We start from the raw sequence: 19,893 nt of genomic DNA, 5'->3' as shown, positions 1-19,893 counted from the left end.
AGGAAAGGGGCACCAGGAACAGGAAGGGAGGACTACTCACCTGGGCGAAGCCCGCCAGCGCGCATCCGGCGCGGAGCGCCTGGGGCCTTGTCGGCGCCAGCCGATGCCTTGTCCGACGGCAAAGCCGAGGATGCCCTGTCGAGCACAGCTCGACGTCTGGCGAAGCCAGATCCCCTCCCGCCCCCGATAAACAGCGCCCTCCTGCCTTACCCATGGTTGTCAAGACAGCTTTATCGTTTTGACAACCATGGGTAAGGCATTGAGACAATCGCGCACCGGGGGCCGGGCTTCCCCCTCTTCCCCAAACCCAAAACCCCCACCCCCTCAAGCCGTCTGCGAAGGCTCCACCAACTCCCTCAACCGCGGCGGCATCCTCTTCTCCAACCCGAACGGCTCCAGGTGCGCCTGAAGCACCCCCGTGAAAGCCCTCTCCACGCTGGCCGTGTCCCAGGTGTCGCTCTCCAGGATCGGCTGCTTGAAGTACGGGTGCCCCACCAGGTGCAGCTGTCGCCCGTTGCACCGGATGATCTGCCCCGTGATCCCCGCCGACGAGTCCCCCAGCAGGAACAGCACCAGGGGCGCCACCTTGCCCGGCAGCCGGTCCGCCGGGATCGCCCGCAGCGACCGCTCGGACTTCCACACCATCCGGGTGTGCGCCACCGGGCAGACGGCGTTGACCCGGATCCCCTCCCCTTCCAGGTCCAGCGCCCAGGACGAGCTCAGCGACGCGACGGCGCCCTTGGTCGCCGAGTAGGTGGCGAGTTTCCGCTGGCCGAGGAACGCCCCGGAGGAGATGTTCACGATCGACCCGCCGCGCCCGTGCTCCCGCATCGCGCGCATGCCCGCCATCCCGGTGTAGATGACGCCGAGCAGGTTCACCTCGACGACCTTGCGGATCGTGTCGGGGTCGTCCTCCCAGGGCAGGGTCTCGTAGTTCAGGCCCGCGTTGTTCACCAGGCCGTCCAGCCTGCCGAACTCGGAGAGCGCGAGGCCGATGATCTTCTCGGCCTCGCTCGGGTCGGAGACGGTGTGCGTGCTGGCCACGGCGGTCCCGCCGTAGCTCCTGATGTGCGCGGCGACCTGTTCGGCCAGGTCACCGTCGTTGTCGTTGACGACGACGGAAGCTCCGGCCAGTGCGGCGTGCATCGCGTAGGCCTCGCCGAGGCCGCGTCCGGCACCCGTGATGACCACTGCTTTTCCGTCCAGAATCCCCATTACGCGCCCACTCTCGTCCCGGTTCCCCGACAGAAACCCAGCCGGGCTGTTTCCGCCTTCGACCAGCGTGGGCCGCTTCCGAAGGTGCCCCGGCGTCGTTTCGATGAGATGTCGTCGAGCTGCGCTGAATGGCCGTACGAAGTTCGTCCGGGCTAATGCTCCGGGCTAGTCAGTAACTGATAGTGACACCGGGTTCAGCAGATCGACACCCAAAGGGCTGACGGTGTGCATAACAGTGTTGCGGTGCCTGCGGCTCGTGGTCAGCCCGGCTTCGCGCAGGACGGTCGCGTGCACGCTGGCGGAGGCGGGCGAGACGCCCAGCCTGCGGGCCAGCTCGCCGGTGGTGCAGCCGCCGCCGATCGCCTCCAGCGCGGCCGCGCGGGTCTGGCCGAGCAGCGCGCTCAGCTTGCCGGAGTGCCGCCGGTCGGTGGTCCGCCGGTTGACCGGGTACACCAGCACCGGCTGGCGCTCGTGGTCGCGCAGCATGATCGGCCGGTCGACGCAGAAGTACGACGGCACCAGGCGCAGCCCGCGCCCGCCGAGGTGCAGGTCGCGCTCGCCGAACCGGTAGTGCACCTGCAACGTCGGCGCCTCCCACCGCAGCGTCGGGTGCAGGTCGCGCAGCAGCTCCTCGTAGCCGCCGCTGAGCAGCCCGCGGACCCGCCCCAGCCGGTCGGCCTCCACCGCGGACCTGATGTGCGTCCAGTGCGGCTCCAGCACCCTCCGGTGGTACTCCGCCAGCGCGGCACCCAGCGCCCGCAGCGGACCGGGCTCGCCGTCGGCCAGCGGCCGGGCCCACGTCGGGGGCGCGGCGAGCAGTTCGAGGTCCGCGCGCAGGAACCGCTTCGGCGTGCGCAGGACGGCCTCGACGCCCTCCTCCAGACTGCGGGACGAGGGCGTGAGGAAGTCCGGCGAGTAGCCGATCGGCGGCGCGAGGGCGAGCAGGGAGCGGACCACCCCCGGCAGCACGGGCGCCACCCGTCTTCGCCAGCGCGCCAGCGGTTCCGCCACTTCGCGGTAGCGCAGCACGTGCAGGCTCAGCAGGATCTCCCACATCGGATCTGGTTCGTCCGCGATCCGCACGCGCGCCAGATCGTCCACACCGAAGTGAATCCGCAGCACCGCCACCCCCTGGGACCTCCCCAAGTCCCAGTACCAGGAATACCCCAAACCCCCCGTCCGCGCAGCCGTTTCGGCCAGAACCGAAAGTCCTGGCCCGACCGGTGGTGCGCGGGTCACCCTTGACCGGCCACAGGGGGCGACATGCGGAAGACCGGGGGGACGACCGCGGCCGTGGTGGTGGGATCGCCGGCCGCGGCGTGCGGAGGGGCCGCCGCGGCCGGCGAGCCGAACGAGGAGCAGGTCCGCGAGCACGACGTCGCGGTGCACGGCGGCGGCCGGGTTCGCCCACGAGGCGGTGCGCCCGGCGAGTACGCGTTCGGGACACCGGGACAGCGCGAGGGCCGCCCCGGTGGACACCGGGGCGGCCCTCGTCGCTGTCGCCGCTAGTCCTCGGTGTAGGTGAGGTTGCGGCCGCTCTGCGGGTCGAACAGCTGCACCTTGTCGGCGTTGAACCAGATCTCGGCCTGCTCGCCCTCCTTGGCCGTGGAGGCCGCGTCGATGCGGGTGACCAGGGAGACGCCGCCGCCACCGGAGGCCTCGGCCGTGCCGGAGTCGGCGGCCAGCTCGGCCAGCTCCGCGGACGTCGCCTGCTCACCGGACAGCGTGAAGTAGGCGAACTTGTCGGAGCCCATGGACTCCAGGACGTCCACGTTGCTGGTGAACGTGTGCCCGCCGCCGCGCTGGTGCTCCTCGACGAGGCTGGAGTCCTCGAAGTGCTCGGGGCGGATGCCCACGATCACCTCGCTGGGCGCGTCCGCGGCCTCGACGAGCCTGCGGATCCGGTCGGTGAGCTGGATGTCGCCCAACGGGGACCGCAGGAGGCCGTTCTCCAGGCCTGCGGGCACGAAGTTCATCGACGGGGAGCCGATGAAGCCCGCGACGAACAGGTTGGCAGGGTGGTCGTAGAGGTACTGCGGGGCGCCGATCTGCTGCACGGCACCGCCCCTCATCACGACCACGCGGTCGCCCAGGGTCATCGCCTCGGTCTGGTCGTGCGTCACGTAGACCATGGTCGTGCCGAGCTGCTTCTGCAGCCGCGACACCGAGGTCCGCATCTGGACGCGCAGCTTCGCGTCCAGGTTGGACAGCGGCTCGTCCATGAGGAACGCCTTGGGGCTGCGCACGATCGCGCGCCCCATCGCGACGCGCTGCCGCTGGCCGCCCGAGAGGTTGGACGGCTTGCGGTCGAGGTGCTGACCGAGGTCGAGGATGTCCGCGGCGTCGTTGACCTTCTTCTCGACGGTCGCGTTGTCCACCTTCGCCAAGCGCAGCGGGAACGCCATGTTCTCCCGCACGGTCATGTGCGGGTACAGGGCGTAGGACTGGAACACCATCGCGATGTCCCGGTCCTTCGGCGCGCGCTCGTTGACGCGCTCGCCGCCGATGCGCAGCTCGCCGGTGGTGATGTCCTCCAGCCCGGCGATCATGTTGAGGGTGGTGGACTTCCCGCAGCCGGACGGGCCGACGAGGATGATGAACTCGCCGTCGGCGATCTCGATGTCCACTTCCTGGACGGCCAAGGCGCCGTCCGGGTACTTCTTGGTCACCTTGTCCAGAACGATTTCGGCCATGTGCAACTCACCCCTTGACGGCGCCGGAGGTCAGCCCCGCGACGATTCGGCGCTGGAAGAACAACACGAACAGGATGATCGGGATCGTGATCACCACGGCGGCCGCGGCGATCGACCCGGTCGGGTCCTCGAACTGCGAGCTGCCCGTGAAGAACGACAGCGCGACCGGCACCGTCCTCGACCGCTCGGTCGAGGTCAGCGAGATCGCGAACAGGAAGTCGTTCCAGCAGAAGATGAACACCAGGATCGCGGTGGTGAACACACCGGGGGCCGCCAGCGGGGCGATGACCCTGCGGAAGGCCTGGCCCGGCGTGGCGCCGTCCATCTTGGCCGCCTTCTCCAGCTCCCACGGGATCTCCCGGAAGAACGCCGACAGCGTGTAGATCGCCAACGGCAGCGCGAACGTGATGTAGGGCAGGATCAGGCCGGGCCACGTGTCGAAGAGGCCGAGCGAGCGCTCGATCTCGAACAGCGGGGACACCAGCGACACCTGCGGGAACATCGCGATCAGCAGGGAGACGCCGACCAGCAGCGACTTGCCGGGGAAGTCGAGCCGGGCGATGGCGTAGGCCGCCATCGTGCCGAACACGACCGCCACGGCGGTGGCGATCAGCGCGATGCCGATCGAGTTCGCCAGCGCCCGCACGAACTCCGTGGTCTTGAAGATCTCCGAGTAGTTGTCGAACGTCCACGACCTGGGGATGAAGTTGCCGTCCGCCAGGGTGTCCTTGGACTTGAACGACAGGGACACGATCCACAGCACCGGGAACAGCGCGTAGATCACCACCACCGCGTTCAGGATGCCCCAGCGGGTCTTCTTGGCCGTCGTCTCGGCTCCACCGATGCCCGCCATCAGCGCTTCCCCCCGTCGTCGCTACCAGGGGCAGCCGTGCCGAACAGCTTGATGAAGACGAACGCGATGATCGCCACGGCGATGAAGATGAGCACCGACATGGTCGACCCGATGCCGAGGTTCAACCCCTTGATGAGGTTGTTGTAGGTCAGCATCGACACCGACGACGTCCCCTGGGAGCCGCCGGTCAGCACGAACAGGTTGTCGAAGATGCGGAACGCGTCGAGCGTGCGGAACAGCAGCGCGACGAGGATCGCGGGCTTCATCAGCGGCAGGATCACCTTGGTGAACCGCTGCCAGCCGCTCGCGCCGTCCAGCGCGGCGGCCTTGAGCAGGTCGTCCGGCACGAGCGCCAGACCCGCCATCAGCAGCAGCGCCATGAACGGCGTCGTCTTCCACACCTCGGCCAGGATGACCACGGCCAGCGCCGGGATCTTCTCGGTCAGCACGGGGTCGCCGCCCATGAGCTCCGCGAGGTAGCCGGTGCCCGGCGTCCACGCGTAGCGCCACGAGAACGCGGCCACGACGGTCACGATGCCGTACGGGATCAGCGTCGACGTGCGGACGATGCCGCGGCCGACCAGCGTGCGGTGCATGATCAGCGCGAGCGCCATGCCGAGCACCAGCTCGATCACGACGGACACGACCGTCATCACGGTCGTCACCCACACGGCGTTCCACCAGTAGGGGCTGGACAGGACCGTGGCGTAGTTGTCGAGCCCGACGAACTCCTGCCGGTCGGGGAACTTCAGGTCGTAGCGCTGCAACGACAGGTAGACGGAGTAGATGATCGGCCACGCCGTGACGGCGAGCATGATGATCGCGGCGGGCGCGCAGAGCAGCCAGCCGAGCCTGCGCTCGGCCTTCTTGCCCTCGCTCAGCGCGACCTTCTTCTTCGGCTCGGCGGCTTTCACCGCCCCGCCGGACCGCTCAGTGGTCGTCTGGCTCACGGCAGCACCCCCTTGGAGTCGAGCGCGTCCTGGAGTTCGGACTTCAGTCGCTTCGCCGTGGCCTGCGGGTCGATGCTCGCGGGCGGCGAGAGGATGGTCGAGATGACCGTCGAGACGTTCTGGTAGGCCGGGGTCCGCGGGCGCACGCTCGCGGTCTTCAGCGTCTCCAGGATGGCGTCCTTCATCGGGTACGGCTTGGCCATGTCCGGGTCGTCGTAGACCGACTCGATGGTCGGCGGGACGCCGTCGTTGATGGCCGCGTACTTCTGGCTTTCCGCGCTGCGCAAGCACAACACCGCGTCGAACGACTCGTCCGGGTGCGTCGTGTAGCTGCTCACCGCGTAGTTGATGCCGCCTACGGTGACCTTGGAGTCGCCGCCGCCGACCGACGGGTAGGGCGCCCACTTCAGGTTCTTGATGTAGTCGGCGTTCTTCGCGCCCGCGGCGTAGACGTAGGGCCAGTTGAGCATGAAGGCCGCCTTGCCCGCCTCCATGGCCAGCCGCGCGTCGTCCTCGGCCGCGTTGGAGAAGGACGGGTCGACCACGTCCGAGGTGGCGAACTTCTTCAGCGTCTCCAACGCCTTCACGGCGCCGTCGTCCACGACGGCCTGGGTGCCGTTCTCGTCGAGGATCTTGCCCCCGGCGGAGTTGACCAGGGTGTTGTAGAGGACGACCAGGCCCTCGTACTGCTTGCCCTGGCCCTCGATGAGCCCCGGCTTGCCCTGGGACTTGAGGTCCTCCGCCATCTGGATCATCTCGTCCCAGGTCGTCGGCGGACTCGGGACGAGGTCGCCCCGGTACCAGAGGAGCTGGACGTTGGTGTTGTCCGGCGCGCCGTAGAGCTTGCCCTCGTAGCTCGCGGTGTCCAACGGGGTCTTGAGGGTCCCCTTCTCCACCTCGGACTTCGCGGAACCCGTGAACTCCTTGATCCAGCCCGCTTTCGCGAGCTCCGCCGTCCACGTGACGTCGAGCCCCAGCACGTCCATGCTGGTGTCCTCGGCGGCCAGCCGCCTGACCATCTGCTCACGCTGGCCGTCGGCCTCGCGCGGCAGCTTGTGGTAGACGATGTCGTAGCGACCGCCGGACTTCGAGTTGCACTGGTCGACGATCTTCTGAAAGCTCTCCTGCGGGTACTTGTAGACGTTGATGGTGATTCCGCCATCGCTGGACCCGCACGCCACCAGCACCGGGGCCGCGACGATCGCGGCCCCCAGAGCCGCGGCGATCCGATGACGTGGTTTTCGGCTACGACCTGACCGGTCGACGTCCTTCATCGGCCTTGCCTCCTTCCGACAAACCACGGAGGAGCCAGACGCGCAGTGGTCCGGCACCCCGTCGTGCCTGCCCGGCACCGGCTGCTGACGCAGACCGTGAACCGGTGGGAGAAACCTAGGCCTGGTGATCAGGTGCCGCAACCAATAGACGCAACGATTGGGCTGCGGCCCGCCGCTACCCGGTCGCGGGTGCCGCTAAACCCCTAATCTTTCGAGTCTTTCGGGCCCACCGGACGCATGGCGAGCTTCGCCAGGAGGTCCCGGCCCAGCTCAGCGGACCGCGGCTGGCACAGGACGTCGTAGCGCCCCGCGACGAGCTGGCTCGCCGACTGGAAGTCGCGCTTGCCGCGCGCGGAGCCGTAGCCGACGGCGGCGAACACGAGCCCGAAGACCACACCTATGGTCAGCCCGACCAGGATCGGTCCGGCGCTCGCGCCGGCGGAGCTGTTGAACAGGCTGAGCAGGACGCCGACGAACAGGCCGAACCAGGCGCCCGACGCGGCGCCCGTCCCGAGGACGCGCCCCCACGTGAGGCGACCCGTCACCCGTTCGACGAGCATGAGGTCGACGCCCACGATCGTGACGTCCTGGACGGTGAAGTCGGAGTCGGCCAGGAAGTCGACCGCGCGCTGCGCCTCCTCGTAGGTGCCGTAGGAACCGATCGGCCAGCCGGTGGGCGGCGTGGGCAACCGGGGCGGGACCCCTGGCCGGTTCTGACCGGAGAACTGACTCGTCACGGTGACCACCTCTTCGCGGTGCTGATCACACCATCCTGCCAACAGGGGTCAAACCACGCGAAACGGGTCCACCCGATCAGCCCCGCGAGGCGCCCCGGATGACTTCGGTCGGTGACTTCGGGATGATCGACTCCGGCGGCCGTCCCCCGGTCAGCCGCGGGTGCGGTAGTCGCGCAGCAGACCGCGGCTGATGATCGTCTTCTGGATCTCGCTCGTGCCCTCGCCGATCAGCAGGAACGGCGCCTCGCGCATGAGCCGCTCGATCTCGTACTCCTTCGAGTACCCGTAGCCGCCGTGGATGCGGAACGCCTCCTGGGTGACCTCCGCGCAGAACTCCGACGCGATCAGCTTGGCCATGCCCGCCTCGACGTCGTTGCGCGCGCCGGAGTCCTTGAGCCGGGCGGCGTTGACCATCATCAGGTGCGCGGCCTCGACCTTGGTCGCCATCTCGGCGAGCTTGAACGCGATCGCCTGGTGCTCGACGATCGGCTTGCCGAACGTCCTGCGCTGCTGCGCGTACTCGATCGCCAGCTCGAACGCCCGGATCGCGATGCCGCACGCGCGCGCCGCCACGTTGACCCGGCCGACCTCGACGCCGTCCATCATCTGGCCGAAGCCCTGCCCCGTCCGCCCGCCGAGCACCTGCCCGGCGCCGATCCGGAAGCCGTCGAACACCATCTCGGTGGTGTCGACGCCCTTGTAGCCCATCTTGTCGATCTTGCCGGGGATGGTCAGCCCCGGCGCGACCTCGCCGTAGCCCTCGGGCTTCTCCACGAGGAACGCGGTCAGGTTCCTGTGCGCCTTCTCGGCGCCCTCGTCGGTCTTCACCAGCACGGCGGTCAGGTTCGAGCTGCCACCGTTGGTCAGCCACATCTTCTGCCCGTCGACCACGAAGTCGTCGCCGTCGCGGACGGCCTTCGTCCGGATCGCCGCCACGTCCGACCCGAGCTCCGGCTCGGACATCGAGAACGACCCGCGCACCTCGCCCGCCGCCATCCGCGGCAGGTACCGGGCCTTCTGCTCGTCGGTGCCGTGCTGCTTGAGCATGTGCGCCACGATGAAGTGCGTGTTGATCACACCGGACACGCTCATCCACCCGCGGGCGATCTGCTCCACCACGAGCGCGTAGGTCAGCAGCGACTCGCCGAGCCCGCCGAACTCCTCGGGGATCGTGAGCCCGAAGAGCCCCATCTCCTTCATGCCCTCGACGATGTCCGCCGGGTAGGTGTCGCCGTGCTCCAGGGCCTGGGCGTGCGGGATGATCTCCTTGTCGACGAAGGTGCGCACCGTCGACAGGATCTCCTCCTGGATCTCGGTGAGACCAGCGGTCTGTGCCAGGCGCGCCATCGCACTTCCCCTTCGTAGCCTTGAGGTTACCGGCGAGTATGGCCCGGTTAACGCTCGTTCGCGCCGCGAAGGTGGCTCACACCACGCCCCTGAACCGATCAGGCGGCGAAGATCTTCAACTCGCCCCCGCAGTGGCGGCACACGTCGGCGAAGACGTGGACCTCGGCGTCGCAACCGGGACAGCTGCGGATGCTGCGCTCCAACAGGTCGTCCTTCCGCCTGCGGAACAGGCGCAGCCCCTGCCGGGCTTGGGCGTGACGTGCTCGTGACATACCGGCAGCATGCGCAGCACCCACCCCGAGATCGCCAATCCACGGCCCGGTTCGTGAGCATCCTCACCGCCCCCGCACGCAACCCGTGACACATCCGTGCCTGCGCGTAGCGACCACGATGACCCGCGCCACACGTGTTAACACCCGTTCCGGGCCCGTGCGCCGGACCCGGAACGGGGAGCCTCACGCCTCCGGCGGGCTCCACGGGGAGGTGCGGGTCATGCCCGCGGCGCGGCCCTTGGCGGAGATGACGAGGGCCATCTTGCGGGACGCCTCGTCGATCATCTCGTCGCCGAGCATCACGGCGCCGCGGCGGCCGCCCGCCTCTGAGGTGTAGTACTCGTACGCGTCGAGGATGTTCTCGGCGTGCTCGTAGTCCTCCTGCAGCGGGCTGTAGGTCTCGTTGGCGGCGTCGATCTGGCCGGGGTGCAGGACCCACTTGCCGTCGAAGCCGAGGGCGGCCGAGCGGCCGGCGACCCGCTTGAACCCGTCGACGTCGCGGATCTGGAGGTACGGCCCGTCGATGGCCAGCAGGTCGTTGGCGCGGGCGGCCATCAGGATCTGCATGAGGATGTAGTGGTAGGCGTCGCCGACGTCGTAGCCGGGCGGCTGCTCCCCCACCACCAGCGACTTCATGTTGATGCTCGCCATGAAGTCCGCGGGCCCGAAGATGATCGTCTCGACGCGCGGGGAGGCGGTGGCGATGGCGTTCACGTTCACCAGCCCGAGCGCGTTCTCGATCTGCGCCTCGATGCCGATCCGGCCGACCTCGTACCCCATGGTCTTCTCGATCTGCGTCAGCAGCAGGTCGAGCGCGTGGACCTGCTCGGCGGTCTGCACCTTGGGCAGCATGATGCAGTCGAGATTGGCGCCGGCGCCTTCGACGACCTCGGTCACGTCGCGGTAGGTCCACTCGGTGGTCCAGTCGTTGACCCGCACGACGCGGACCCGCTCCCCCCAGCCGCCCTCGTTGAGCGAGGCGACGATGGTCTTGCGGGCGTCCGGCTTGGCCAGCGGGGCGCAGGCGTCCTCCAGGTCCAGGAACACCTGGTCCGCGGGCAGCGTGCGCGCCTTGTCGATCATCTTCTGGCTCGACCCCGGAACCGCAAGGCAGGAACGTCGGGGGCGCTGCTGGTCGACCACTGGGTACCTCCTCGTACCAGCCGGTAGCACTTGTCCGGCCCACCGTGGCACGCGCGAAGTTCACGCGCTCACCACTGAGTCCCGATTCACAGGTCCGTGCGACCCTTGACCGGTGGAGATCGCACAGGCAATCGACGCGGCACTGCGCAAGGCGGCCGCGGTGTGGGTTTCGGTGCCCCGGCGCCGCGGCCGGTTGGTGTGGGCGCTGTGGCGCGACGGGGCGGTGTGGGTCGCGGTCGGCGGCGACCAGGAGGTGCCGGGCATGGTCGACGGCGCCGAGGTCGTGGTGACGCTGCGCTCGCCGACGACGCACTCGCACCTGCTGGACACCCCGGCCGTGGCCAGGCTCGTCGAACCGGACGAGGAGACGGTGGCCGCGCTGCGGGCCGCGCACCTGAACGGACCGGCGGAGTGGACCGAGGTGTACCGGCTGGACCTGGTGTGATCACCGTCCCGCCGGGCTTCGGCGCCGGGCTGGGCGACGGTGCTCCCGCGTGGGTGGCGACGCTGCCCGCCCTCGCCGAGGAGCTCTGCGTGCGCTGGGACCTGGTGCCCGACGGCGGGGTGCTGCACGGGTTCGTGGCGGTCGTGCTCCCGGTGCGGCGCGCGGACGGCACACGGGCCGTGCTCAAGCTGACCTGGCGGGACGTGGAGACCGAGCACGAGGCGCTGGCGCTGCGGCTGTGGGACGGCCGCGGTGTCGTGCGGCTGCTCGACCACGACGACGAGCGCGGCGCCCTGCTGCTGGAACGCCTCGACCACACCAGGTCCCTGACCGACGCCCCGATCGGGGTCGCGCTGGACGTGGTCGGCGGGCTGCTGCGCGACCTCCGCGTCCCGGCACCGCCCGAGGTCCACCGGGCGGGCGTCGGCGACCTCGCGGCCAAGGCCGTGAGCGGCACCGTGCCCGTGCCCCTGCTGGACGCGGCCGTCGCGATCGCCCGCGACCTGGCGGCGGACGTCGGCGACACCCTCGTCAACGGCGACCTGCACTACGACAACGTGCTGGCCGGCGAACGGGCACCGTGGCTGATGATCGACCCGAAGCCGAGCGCGGGCGACCCCGAGTTCTGCCTGATCCCCTTGCTGTGGAACAGGTTCGACGAGCTGGCCGGGCCCGCGGACATGTGGCGCCGGTTCGACGCCCTGGTCGACGTCGCCGGGTTGGACGCGGACAAGGCGCGCGGCTGGGCGCTGGCGCGCGCGGTGGAAGCCGCGTTCTGGGCGCGGCGCGCGGGCGTGCCCGGCTTCGGCACCGCGAGCTCGACGGTCGCCGGGTGGCTCTTCGCGGGCCGCGGCGGACCGCGTGGTGCGGCGGCGGGTGCCGCCGCCGACTAACCTGGCGGCGTGGTCGCCGTGAACAGGGTTTTCGCCGCTCAGCTCGCCGGTCTGCCCGTGTTCGGGCCGGACGGCGAGTCCATCGGCAAGGCCCGTGACATCGTCATCGGGCTGCGCCTGGACCGCCAGCCGCCGCGCGTGCTCGGCATGGTGCTGGAGCTGGCGACCCGGCGGCGGATCTTCGTGCCCATGCTGCGGGTCAACGCCATCGAGCCGAACGCCGTGACGCTCGCGACGGGATCGGTGAACCTGCGGCAGTTCCACCAGCGCGCCAACGAGGTCCTCGTCGTCGGGCAGCTGCTCGACGCGCGGGTGCGGCTGGACTCCGGCAGCGCGGCGGTGCTCGTCGACGCGGCCATGGAACCCACCCGCACCAAGGACTGGCGGGTGGTGAAGGTCGCCGTGCGCGAGCGCACCGGGCGGCTGTCGCGCCGCGGCCCGGTGCAGGTGCTGCGGTGGGAGGAGATCAGCGGGCTCAGCGACGCCGAGCTGTCCGGCAGGCCGCAGGGCGCGCAGGAGCTGCTGACCGTCTTCGAGACCATGCGCGCGGTGGACGTGGCGACGGCGCTGCACGACCTGCCGCCCAAGCGCCGCTACGAGGTCGCCGACGCGATGGACGACGAGCGGCTCGCGGACGTGATCGAGGAGCTGCCGGAGGAGGACCAGAAGGACCTGCTGGCCTACCTCGACGACGAGCGCGCGGCGGACATCCTGGAGGCGATGGACCCCGACGACGCGGCCGACCTGCTCGCCGAGCTGTCCGAGATCGACAAGGACCGGCTGCTGGAGCTGATGGAGCCGGAGGAGTCGGCGCCGGTGAAGCGGTTGCTGGCCTACAGCTTCGACACCGCGGGCGGCCTGATGACACCGGAGCCGGTGGTGCTCGCGCCGGACGCGACCGTCGCCGAGGCGCTGGCGCGGGTGCGCAACCCGGACCTGACGCCCGCGCTGGCCAGCATGGTGTTCGTCTGCCGCGCGCCGACCGCGACGCCGACCGGCCGCTACCTCGGCTGCGTGCACATCCAGCGGCTGCTGCGCGAACCGCCGTTCGACCTCGTCGCCGGCCTGCTGGACTCCGACCTCGCGCGGTTGTCGCCGACGGCCCCGCTGGCCGACGTCACGCGCTACTTCGCCGCCTACAACCTGGTCTGCGCACCGGTCGTGGACGACACCGACCACCTGCTGGGCGCGGTGACCGTCGACGACGTGCTGGACCACCTGCTGCCGGACAACTGGCGGGAAACGGGGATGACCCATGCCTGAGCTGCCACCAGGCCGCAGACTCGACCAGCCCAAGAGGACCGGCAGGCTGCGGCTGGCCATCGACCCGGAGGCCTTCGGGCGCGTGTCCGAACGGCTCGCCCGGTTCCTCGGCACCGGGAAGTTCCTGTTCTGGCAGTCGGTGCTGGTGATGGCGTGGATCGGGCTGAACCTGTTCGCCGTGTCGCTGCGCTGGGACCCGTACCCGTTCATCCTGCTCAACCTGGCGTTCTCCACCCAGGCCGCCTACGCCGCGCCGCTCATCCTGCTGGCGCAGAACCGGCAGGACGACCGCGACCGCGTGTCGCTGGAGGAGGACCGGGCGCGGGCCGCGCAGACCAAGGCGGACACCGAGTTCCTGGCGCGCGAGCTGGCCGCGGTGCGGTTGGCGCTCGGCGAGGTCGCCACCCGCGACTTCCTGCGCGGCGAGCTCGACCGCGTGTTCCGCGAGAACCCCAAGCGCCGCAAGAACACCGCGGAGATGGTCAGGGACTGGGACGACGTGCCGTCATGACACCAGCCGCTCGTCGACCAGGTCGGCGAGCAGGCGGTGGATCGCGGGGGCGGTCTCCGGGTGGGCGGCGTACTCGGCGGCCGTGACGAACCGCAGCTCCGCGATCTCGCCGCTGGGCGACGGCGTGCCCGCCAGGTCGCCGGTGAAGCAGGCCATGTCCACCAACGTGTCCGGGCCCTCGCCGTAGGCGGGCTCCAGGTACCGCTTGTGCTCCGCGACGTCGCGGAGCCCGACGCCGAGCTCCTCCATGACCTCGCGGTGCAGCGCCTGCACCGGGGTCTCGCCCGGCTCGAGTTTCCCTCCGGGCAAGTAGAACGCGCCCTTGGCGTGCGAGCGCACGACCAGGAGCCGGTGCTCCCGCACGTGCACCAGGCCGACGACGGGGATGACCGGCGCGGTCACGCGTTCTCGTCCGCGAGTCGTTGGCACGTCACGCCGAACGCGTCCAGCTCGGGCGCGGTGAAGCCCTCCGCGAAGTGCCGCGCGACCCCGGCGAGGTGCGTGCCCGCGGCGACGCGGAGGCGTTCGACACCGGCCGGCGTGAGCACCGCGACGATGCCGCGGCCGTCGCCGTCCGCCCGCTCCCTCCCGACCAGGCCCGCGCGCTCCAACCGGTCGACCAGCCGGGTGACCCCGGACCGGGACAGCAGGACGGCGTCGGCCAGCTCCGTCATGCGCAACCGGTGCTGCGGCGCTTCGGCCAACTGGACGAGCACGTCGTAAGCCGCTAGTGAGAGGCGCTGCTCGGCGATCAACTCGGCCTCGAGAGTCCGGGTGATCCGGGCATGCGCGCGGAGGAACGATTGCCACACCACGAGCTCGACGTGGTTGGGCAACCGGGCACTACCCGATTCCGGCACGGAGCCGGATGTTACGGAAAGCACTGGACCACCTCGTCGGTGACCCCGCGCTGGTGCCGACCGGCCGGTAGCTTGGAGCTGTCCCCCGCCGCCGTAGCATGGCCGTCGGGGCGTTGTCCCGCAATACCGTTTCCCAGTCCACGAAGGTCGGTGCTCGATCCCGTGACCACCACGCACACCATCCCGTCGGTCGACGAAGTCCAGCAGGCGCTCGCCGGTGTCCAGGACCCCGAGATCAGGCGCCCCATCACCGAGCTCGGCATGGTGAAGGACGTCGTCGTGTCGCCCGGCGGTTCGGTGGCCGTAGCGGTGTACCTGACCGTCGCCGGGTGCCCGATGCGCGACAAGATCACCAAGGACGTCACCGCCGCCGTCGCGGCGCTGCCCGGCGTCACCTCCGTCGCGGTCGAGCTGGACGTGATGAGCGACCAGCAGCGGACCGACCTGCGCAAGTCGCTGCGCGGCGGCACCGAGGAACCCGTCATCCCCTTCGCCCAGCCCGGCTCGCTGACCCGCGTCTACTGCGTGGCCTCCGGCAAGGGCGGCGTCGGCAAGTCCAGCGTCACCGTCAACCTCGCCGTCGCCATGGCCGCCCGCGGCCTGTCCGTCGGCGTCGTCGACGCCGACATCTACGGCCACTCCATCCCCCGCATGCTCGGCACCGACGCCCGCCCCACCCAGGTCGAGAAGATGATCATGCCGCCGCAGTCCCACGGCGTGAAGCTCATCTCCATCGGCATGTTCACCCCCGGCAACACCCCCGTCGTCTGGCGCGGCCCCATGCTCCACCGCGCCCTGCAGCAGTTCCTCGCCGACGTCTTCTGGGGCGACCTCGACGTCCTCCTCCTCGACCTCCCGCCCGGCACCGGCGACGTCGCCATCTCCGTGGCCCAACTCGTCCCCAACGGCGAGATCCTCGTGGTCACCACCCCCCAGCAGGCAGCCGCCGAGGTCGCGGAACGCGCCGGCTCGATCGCCCTGCAGACCAGGCAGCGCATCGCGGGCGTCGTCGAGAACATGTCCTGGCTGGAAATGCCCGACGGCACCCGCATGGACGTCTTCGGCTCCGGCGGCGGCCAGGCAGTCGCCGACTCCCTCACCAAGGCCGTCGGCTCCACCGTGCCCCTGCTGGGCCAGGTCCCCCTGGACCCACGACTGCGCGAACAGGGCGACGAAGGCACCCCCATCGTCCTGGCCCACCCGGAGTCGGCGGCGGCACAGGTGCTGACGGACGTGGCCACGAAGCTTTCGGTGCGGTCGCGGGGATTGGCAGGACGGCTGTTGAACGTGACGCCGGCGGGTAGGTAGGCCGGGGAGCGAGCGGCAGGTTTTGCTTTTGCCTTTGGCTTTTGCTTTAAAACGGCCGACCCGCTCAAGCCGCTGGAAAGCAGCACGAACACGGACCGTGGTCGATTTTACTTGGGGTTTTCGGCCCTACACTTTCGGCGGCGGGCAGGATCTTCACCACCTGCCCTTTTTGGCCCGCCAGGGCCGAAAAGAGGGGCCCAAGTCAAATCGACCACACCACCACCGGTCTTAACCCCTCACCAGCCAATCAAACTGCTTTTCCGCCCTGCCCGCGGTCAAGGGCGAGGTAGAGCGTAGGCACGTGGGGGTCGGGTCGTCCCGTGCGTGGGTGTGGTCGATTTGACTTGGGGCCCCTTTTTTGGGCTTCGTCGGGCGAAAAAGGGCAGGTGGTAGAGCCTGCCCGCCGACGCAAGTCTAAGCCCAAAAACCCCAAGTAAAATCGACCACGGTGGTTGTTCGTCCTGCTTTCCAGCCGGGCTGGGGTTGCATTCCGATGCCGTTGGGGCTTCCAGCCGGGCTGCGGGGAATGCTTGAGGAGTCCAGCGACAAGAACCTTGAGGAAGTTCGAACTCCCTCAGGTCGCGTCCGGGTCGTAAGGTGCCCGCTCACCCGGATTCAACGGCCTCTCCGCAGGCGGCGTAGGTGGTGCCGGGTACCCGTTGGGCTTCGACGGTTCCGGGTCGTCGAAGAGGTGTTTGGTCACGGCGCGCTTCGGGTCGAAGTTGCGGAGTTCCTTGAGGTCTTCGAGGGGTTTGCGCAGCTGTTCGAACTCCGGGCCCATTTCCTGCTTGAGCTGTTCGCGGGCGCCGGTGGCGTAGTCCCTCACCTGGCGGATGGTGCGGCCGACCCAGGCCGCGGCGTCCGGTAGTCGTTCGGGGCCCAGGATGAACAGGCCTGCGACGACGATGATGAGGATCTCCACCCAGCCGATGCTGTCGAACACGTTGGCTCCTCCATCGTTGCGCTGAAGCCAGGTTAGCCGGTGGTCAGTCGGACTTGAGCGTGACCTGGACGGTCAGTTCGCGTCCTTGCCTGGCGAGGACCACGGGGACGGTTTCGCCGATGTCGTGTTCGCGGACCGCGACGGTCAGTTCGGCGGCGTTGCGGACCATGCGGCCGCCGACCTTGGTGATCACGTCGCCCTCGACGATGCCCGCCGCGGCGGCCGCGCCGCCGGCGGGGACGTTCTGGACCTGGGCGCCCTCGGCGGTCTCGGCGGAGGCCGAGCGGGCGTTGACGTTCATGTCGGCGTGCTTGACCTCGCCGGTGCGGATCAGCGACTCGGAGATCTTGCGGGCGTAGTTGCCGGAGATCGCGAAGCCGAGGCCGACCGAGTTGCCGGTCTGGGTCTGGATCGAGGAGTTGATGCCGACCAGGGCGCCCGAGCTGTCGACCAGCGCGCCGCCGGAGTTGCCGGGGTTGATGGCCGCGTCGGTCTGGATGGCGTCGTAGGTGACCTGGGGGCCGCCGTTCTCACCAGCGGCGGTGACGGGGCGGTTCAGGGCGCTGACGATGCCCTCGGTGACGGTGTTCGACAGCGACAGCGGCGAGCCGATGGCGATGACGGTGTCGCCGACCTGGAGGTCGTCGGAGTTGCCGAACTGGATGACGGTCGGGTTGGTCACCTCGACCTTGACCACCGCGAGGTCGGTCTTGGAGTCGCGGCCGACGATGCGGGCGATGGCGCGCTTGCCGTCGGTGAACACGACGGTCAGCTTGGCGGTGGCGTCCTGCACGGCGGGGGCGACCACGTGGTCGTTGGTGAGGACGTAGCCCTCGCCGTCGATGACCACGCCGGAGCCGACGCCGGAGATGTTGGCGCCCTTGAACTCGATCGAGACGACGCTGGGCGTGGTGCGCTTGGCGATGTCCGACACCGAGCCGACCGGGCGTTCCTTGGCGGGTTTGACCTCGGCCAGCGTGACACCGCTGTCGGTGAGCGGGTTGCCCGCACGGCCGAACAGCCAGCCGACCAGGCCACCGGCCGTGCCGACGAGCAGTGCGGCGACCAGCAGCAGGACCAGGCCCATCGGCTTGACGCGCCTGCCGAACAGCAGTTCGGGCACGCTCAGCTGCGGGCCGGGGGCGGCTTTCGCGCTCGACGGGGCGGAGGACTTCTCGCCCACGGCGGGCGGGCCGATCACGGCGCCCGAGCCGGGGTCGCGCCACGGGTCGCCCGCGGGTTTGCCGTCCCAGAACACCGGGTCGATGTCCTGCTCGACGACGTGGTCGGCGCCGGGCGGGCGCTGGAGCTTGAGGTCGGCACCGCCGACCGGGCGGCCGAACGCGGTGGCCAGCGCCTCGGGGGGCGGCGGGGCCATCGTCCCGGCGGAGCCGTTCGCGCCGTTCGTGCCGTAGGACTGGGGGCGCTGACCGTCGAACGCGCTGTCCACCCCGGCGGGGCGGCCGAACGCGGCGGTGAGCGAGGGGTCGACCGGCGGGCGGTCGAGGGGGCGCGGGGCGAGCCTGCGGTGCTCCCCGTCGTCCACACCCGACACGGGGGTCGCGGGCAGTTGACCGTTGCCCTGTTCTGGCTGGCTCATCGCTCCCCGAATGGTTCCGCTGACTACCTCAAGATGGGGGCAAGCCTGCCTGGTCGTCGGTGAAGTCCGCGTACGCGGGTCCTCAACGGCCGTGCGAGACCGATCGCAGCAGGTCGAGGCGGTCGTTCTCGTCGTGCTGGAGGGGGCCGACGGCGCTCGCGGGCTCGACCGTGACGGTCGGCGACCCGATGTCGCGCGGCGGGGTGGGACGGGCCTGGGGCGAGGGTTCACCCGACGGTGTGACCAACACGAGGGCACCGAGCACGAGGCCGGAGACGACCGCGCCCGCGCTGTTGCGGGCACGACGGGTGCCGACGAACCGGCCGAGCACCGACGACCCGGTGCCGAGCGGGCGGGACGCCCCGAGCACGGGACCGGAGCCGAACGCGCCCGCGGCCTGGGCGCGGTCCGGGCGCAGGACCGTGACGAGCTGGCCGTCCTCGGTCATCGCCAGGTTGTCCGGCATCTCGGGCAGGTCGGCTTCCTGGGGGATGGCGCGCAGCTTGTCGAGGAACCCCGACGCGCAGTTGGGCATGCCGGCGGTGCGGACCGCGAGGCGGACCTGCTGCTGGTAGGCGGCCTCGGCGGCGCAGAGCGGGCAGCGCGCGAGGTGCGCGGTGGCCCGGCCGTGCGCCGTGGTCGACAGCTCGTTGTCGACGTAGGCGACCACCACGTCGGGCAGCAGGTGTTGCTCCGACACTCCCCAACCTCGCAGGTCGGTCATGCAGAGTCCTCCAGCACTTGCTCCCGACGGCGTTCGAGCGCGGCCCGCAGGGCCTGGCGGCCCCGGTGGATCCGACTCCTCACGGTACCCAGTTTCACCCCGAGGGTCGCCCCGATCTCCTCGTAGGAGAGGCCTTCGACGTCGCAGAGCACCACGGCGGCCCGGAACTCCGGCGGCAGCTCGTCGAGGGCGGCCTGCAGGTCGGGGTCCAGGTGCGTGTCGGAGTAGACCTGCTCCGGGCTCGGGTCGTCGCCCGCGAGCCGGTCGGTGTCCTCGGGCAGCCCCTCCATGCGCAGCCGCGAGCGGCGGCGCGCCATGTCGAGGAAGAGGTTGGTCGTGATGCGGTGCAGCCAACCCTCGAAGGTGCCCGGCTTGTAGGAGGCGAGAGAGCGGAACACCCGGATGAACGTCTCCTGGGTGAGGTCCTCGGCGTCGTGCTGGTTACCGGTCAACCGGTAGGCCAGCCGGTACACCCGGTCGGCGTGCTCACGGACGACCTCGTCCCATGAGGGCGGCGTCCAGTCCGCCGACTCGATGGGGGCGACGGTCGGCGTGGGGGCGGCGGGGGACAACGCCACCGGCGAAGTCGGCTGCGTGCGCATCGGGCGGTGAAGCACCTCCAGTGGGCTGGCTCAGCCCTGTGCACAGGTCAACGTGGGATCGGTTCCCGGTGTTCCCGTGTTCTGACTCTGACTATCAGCGTGCCTGGCTTGCTTATAACGATGGTGAGAGACGGCTGAGAGCACGCTGAGAATCCGGATGTACCCGTCCGGGTACCCGCGGACACCCGGATGGATGCCCGCCGACGCGCAACGACGTCGCCCTTCACGGCGGGTTCACCCGATTTCACCCCTTGCGGCGC

The 19,893-nt window shown here is 69.9% G+C and carries 22 protein-coding genes; 6 read left to right on the top strand and 16 right to left on the bottom strand.

From position 1 onward, the window contains the following. Positions 1-324 precede the first annotated feature (324 nt). Positions 325-1,215, bottom strand: a complete 891-nt coding sequence (locus CLV43_RS05535; protein WP_106185780.1) for an SDR family NAD(P)-dependent oxidoreductase — start codon at positions 1,213-1,215, stop codon at positions 325-327. Between the two features lie 165 nt (positions 1,216-1,380). Continuing rightward, a complete protein-coding gene (locus CLV43_RS05530) occupies positions 1,381-2,316 on the bottom strand; it encodes an ArsR/SmtB family transcription factor (RefSeq protein WP_211304220.1) in 936 nt (311 codons plus the stop codon). A gap of 162 nt (positions 2,317-2,478) precedes the next feature. Here CLV43_RS05530 and CLV43_RS46990 point away from each other — a divergent pair, with 162 nt between their 5' ends. Next, positions 2,479-2,724, top strand: a complete 246-nt coding sequence (locus CLV43_RS46990; RefSeq protein WP_146174646.1) for a hypothetical protein — start codon at positions 2,479-2,481, stop codon at positions 2,722-2,724. Here the strand turns inward: CLV43_RS46990 and CLV43_RS05525 are convergent. From CLV43_RS05525 to CLV43_RS05495, 8 genes are all read right to left on the bottom strand, one after another. After that, positions 2,721-3,908, bottom strand: a complete 1,188-nt coding sequence (locus CLV43_RS05525; protein ID WP_106185779.1) for an ABC transporter ATP-binding protein — start codon at positions 3,906-3,908, stop codon at positions 2,721-2,723. The two genes, CLV43_RS46990 and CLV43_RS05525, sit on opposite strands and share 4 nt — an antisense overlap. Positions 3,909-3,915: 7 nt before the next feature. After that, on the bottom strand, positions 3,916-4,761 hold the full coding sequence (locus CLV43_RS05520; RefSeq protein WP_106185778.1) for a carbohydrate ABC transporter permease: 846 nt from the start codon (positions 4,759-4,761) through the stop codon (positions 3,916-3,918). Beyond that, complete coding sequence (locus CLV43_RS05515; protein WP_106185777.1) at positions 4,761-5,711, bottom strand: carbohydrate ABC transporter permease; 951 nt, start codon at positions 5,709-5,711, stop codon at positions 4,761-4,763. Before CLV43_RS05515 ends, CLV43_RS05520 begins: the two co-directional genes overlap by 1 nt. Beyond that, on the bottom strand, positions 5,708-6,985 hold the full coding sequence (locus CLV43_RS05510; protein ID WP_106185776.1) for an ABC transporter substrate-binding protein: 1,278 nt from the start codon (positions 6,983-6,985) through the stop codon (positions 5,708-5,710). Before CLV43_RS05510 ends, CLV43_RS05515 begins: the two co-directional genes overlap by 4 nt. Before the next feature lie 203 nt (positions 6,986-7,188). Further along, positions 7,189-7,731 carry a YflT domain-containing protein gene (locus CLV43_RS05505; protein WP_425445724.1) on the bottom strand — a complete coding sequence of 181 codons (543 nt, stop codon included), beginning with the start codon at positions 7,729-7,731 and terminating at the stop codon, positions 7,189-7,191. Positions 7,732-7,872: 141 nt separating this feature from the next. Next, positions 7,873-9,069, bottom strand: a complete 1,197-nt coding sequence (locus CLV43_RS05500; RefSeq protein ID WP_106185775.1) for an acyl-CoA dehydrogenase family protein — start codon at positions 9,067-9,069, stop codon at positions 7,873-7,875. A 98-nt stretch (positions 9,070-9,167) separates the two neighbouring features. Then, entirely contained in the window at positions 9,168-9,341 is a 174-nt protein-coding gene (locus CLV43_RS47610) for a hypothetical protein (RefSeq protein ID WP_170155686.1), read from the bottom strand. A 183-nt stretch (positions 9,342-9,524) separates the two neighbouring features. Continuing rightward, complete coding sequence (locus tag CLV43_RS05495; RefSeq protein WP_106185774.1) at positions 9,525-10,484, bottom strand: HpcH/HpaI aldolase/citrate lyase family protein; 960 nt, start codon at positions 10,482-10,484, stop codon at positions 9,525-9,527. Positions 10,485-10,596: 112 nt separating this feature from the next. Between CLV43_RS05495 and CLV43_RS05490 the strand changes: the two genes are divergently transcribed. From CLV43_RS05490 to CLV43_RS05475, 4 genes are read left to right on the top strand one after another with little or no spacing between them, the layout of a single operon-like run. Further along, entirely contained in the window at positions 10,597-10,929 is a 333-nt protein-coding gene (locus CLV43_RS05490; protein ID WP_245886142.1) for a hypothetical protein, read from the top strand. Continuing rightward, a complete protein-coding gene (locus CLV43_RS05485) occupies positions 10,926-11,822 on the top strand; it encodes an aminoglycoside phosphotransferase family protein (protein ID WP_106185773.1) in 897 nt (298 codons plus the stop codon). The genes CLV43_RS05490 and CLV43_RS05485 overlap by 4 nt, the downstream gene beginning before the upstream one ends. Positions 11,823-11,831: 9 nt before the next feature. Then, complete coding sequence (locus CLV43_RS05480; protein ID WP_106185772.1) at positions 11,832-13,085, top strand: magnesium transporter MgtE N-terminal domain-containing protein; 1,254 nt, start codon at positions 11,832-11,834, stop codon at positions 13,083-13,085. Continuing rightward, positions 13,078-13,596 (top strand): DUF1003 domain-containing protein, encoded by a 519-nt coding sequence (locus CLV43_RS05475; RefSeq protein WP_106185771.1) that lies wholly within the window; start codon positions 13,078-13,080, stop codon positions 13,594-13,596. The genes CLV43_RS05480 and CLV43_RS05475 overlap by 8 nt, the downstream gene beginning before the upstream one ends. Here the strand turns inward: CLV43_RS05475 and CLV43_RS05470 are convergent. Both CLV43_RS05470 and CLV43_RS05465 read right to left on the bottom strand, forming a co-directional pair. Continuing rightward, positions 13,591-13,998 (bottom strand): NUDIX hydrolase, encoded by a 408-nt coding sequence (locus CLV43_RS05470; RefSeq protein WP_106185770.1) that lies wholly within the window; start codon positions 13,996-13,998, stop codon positions 13,591-13,593. The genes CLV43_RS05475 and CLV43_RS05470 overlap by 6 nt on opposite strands. Further along, the gene (locus CLV43_RS05465; protein WP_245886141.1) at positions 13,995-14,456 is read right to left on the bottom strand and encodes a MarR family winged helix-turn-helix transcriptional regulator; all 462 of its coding nucleotides are present in this window, start codon (positions 14,454-14,456) and stop codon (positions 13,995-13,997) included. Before CLV43_RS05465 ends, CLV43_RS05470 begins: the two co-directional genes overlap by 4 nt. A 162-nt stretch (positions 14,457-14,618) precedes the next feature. Between CLV43_RS05465 and CLV43_RS05460 the strand changes: the two genes are divergently transcribed. After that, on the top strand, positions 14,619-15,764 hold the full coding sequence (locus CLV43_RS05460; protein WP_106186054.1) for an Mrp/NBP35 family ATP-binding protein: 1,146 nt from the start codon (positions 14,619-14,621) through the stop codon (positions 15,762-15,764). Positions 15,765-16,338: 574 nt separating this feature from the next. Here the strand turns inward: CLV43_RS05460 and tatB are convergent. The 4 genes from tatB to sigE form a co-directional block, all read right to left on the bottom strand. Beyond that, the gene (gene tatB / locus CLV43_RS05455; RefSeq protein ID WP_106185768.1) at positions 16,339-16,707 is read right to left on the bottom strand and encodes a Sec-independent protein translocase protein TatB; all 369 of its coding nucleotides are present in this window, start codon (positions 16,705-16,707) and stop codon (positions 16,339-16,341) included. A 43-nt stretch (positions 16,708-16,750) separates the two neighbouring features. Further along, a complete protein-coding gene (locus CLV43_RS05450; protein WP_106185767.1) occupies positions 16,751-18,307 on the bottom strand; it encodes a S1C family serine protease in 1,557 nt (518 codons plus the stop codon). Between the two features lie 82 nt (positions 18,308-18,389). Next, positions 18,390-19,031 (bottom strand): anti-sigma factor, encoded by a 642-nt coding sequence (locus tag CLV43_RS05445; protein WP_211304219.1) that lies wholly within the window; start codon positions 19,029-19,031, stop codon positions 18,390-18,392. Then, a complete protein-coding gene (gene sigE, locus CLV43_RS05440; RefSeq protein ID WP_245886140.1) occupies positions 19,028-19,633 on the bottom strand; it encodes an RNA polymerase sigma factor SigE in 606 nt (201 codons plus the stop codon). Before sigE ends, CLV43_RS05445 begins: the two co-directional genes overlap by 4 nt. Positions 19,634-19,893 lie beyond the last annotated feature (260 nt).

Source organism: Umezawaea tangerina, from assembly GCF_003002815.1.
Classification (GTDB): Bacteria; Actinomycetota; Actinomycetes; order Mycobacteriales; family Pseudonocardiaceae; genus Umezawaea; species Umezawaea tangerina.
This window is presented reverse-complemented; position numbering and strand designations above follow the sequence as displayed.

Excerpts from the sequence above, each read along its gene's own strand:
- CLV43_RS05535 (WP_106185780.1), bottom strand. The coding sequence starts at position 1,215 with ATGGGGATTCTGGACGGAAAAGCAGTGGTCATCACGGGTGCCGGACGC.
- CLV43_RS46990 (WP_146174646.1), top strand. The coding sequence starts at position 2,479 with ATGCGGAAGACCGGGGGGACGACCGCGGCCGTGGTGGTGGGATCGCCG.
- CLV43_RS05525 (WP_106185779.1), bottom strand. The coding sequence starts at position 3,908 with ATGGCCGAAATCGTTCTGGACAAGGTGACCAAGAAGTACCCGGACGGC.
- CLV43_RS05520 (WP_106185778.1), bottom strand. The coding sequence starts at position 4,761 with ATGGCGGGCATCGGTGGAGCCGAGACGACGGCCAAGAAGACCCGCTGG.
- CLV43_RS05510 (WP_106185776.1), bottom strand. The coding sequence starts at position 6,985 with ATGAAGGACGTCGACCGGTCAGGTCGTAGCCGAAAACCACGTCATCGG.
- CLV43_RS05500 (WP_106185775.1), bottom strand. The coding sequence starts at position 9,069 with ATGGCGCGCCTGGCACAGACCGCTGGTCTCACCGAGATCCAGGAGGAG.
- CLV43_RS47610 (WP_170155686.1), bottom strand. The coding sequence starts at position 9,341 with ATGTCACGAGCACGTCACGCCCAAGCCCGGCAGGGGCTGCGCCTGTTC.
- CLV43_RS05475 (WP_106185771.1), top strand. The coding sequence starts at position 13,078 with ATGCCTGAGCTGCCACCAGGCCGCAGACTCGACCAGCCCAAGAGGACC.
- CLV43_RS05450 (WP_106185767.1), bottom strand. The coding sequence starts at position 18,307 with ATGAGCCAGCCAGAACAGGGCAACGGTCAACTGCCCGCGACCCCCGTG.
- CLV43_RS05445 (WP_211304219.1), bottom strand. The coding sequence starts at position 19,031 with ATGACCGACCTGCGAGGTTGGGGAGTGTCGGAGCAACACCTGCTGCCC.
- sigE (WP_245886140.1), bottom strand. The coding sequence starts at position 19,633 with ATGCGCACGCAGCCGACTTCGCCGGTGGCGTTGTCCCCCGCCGCCCCC.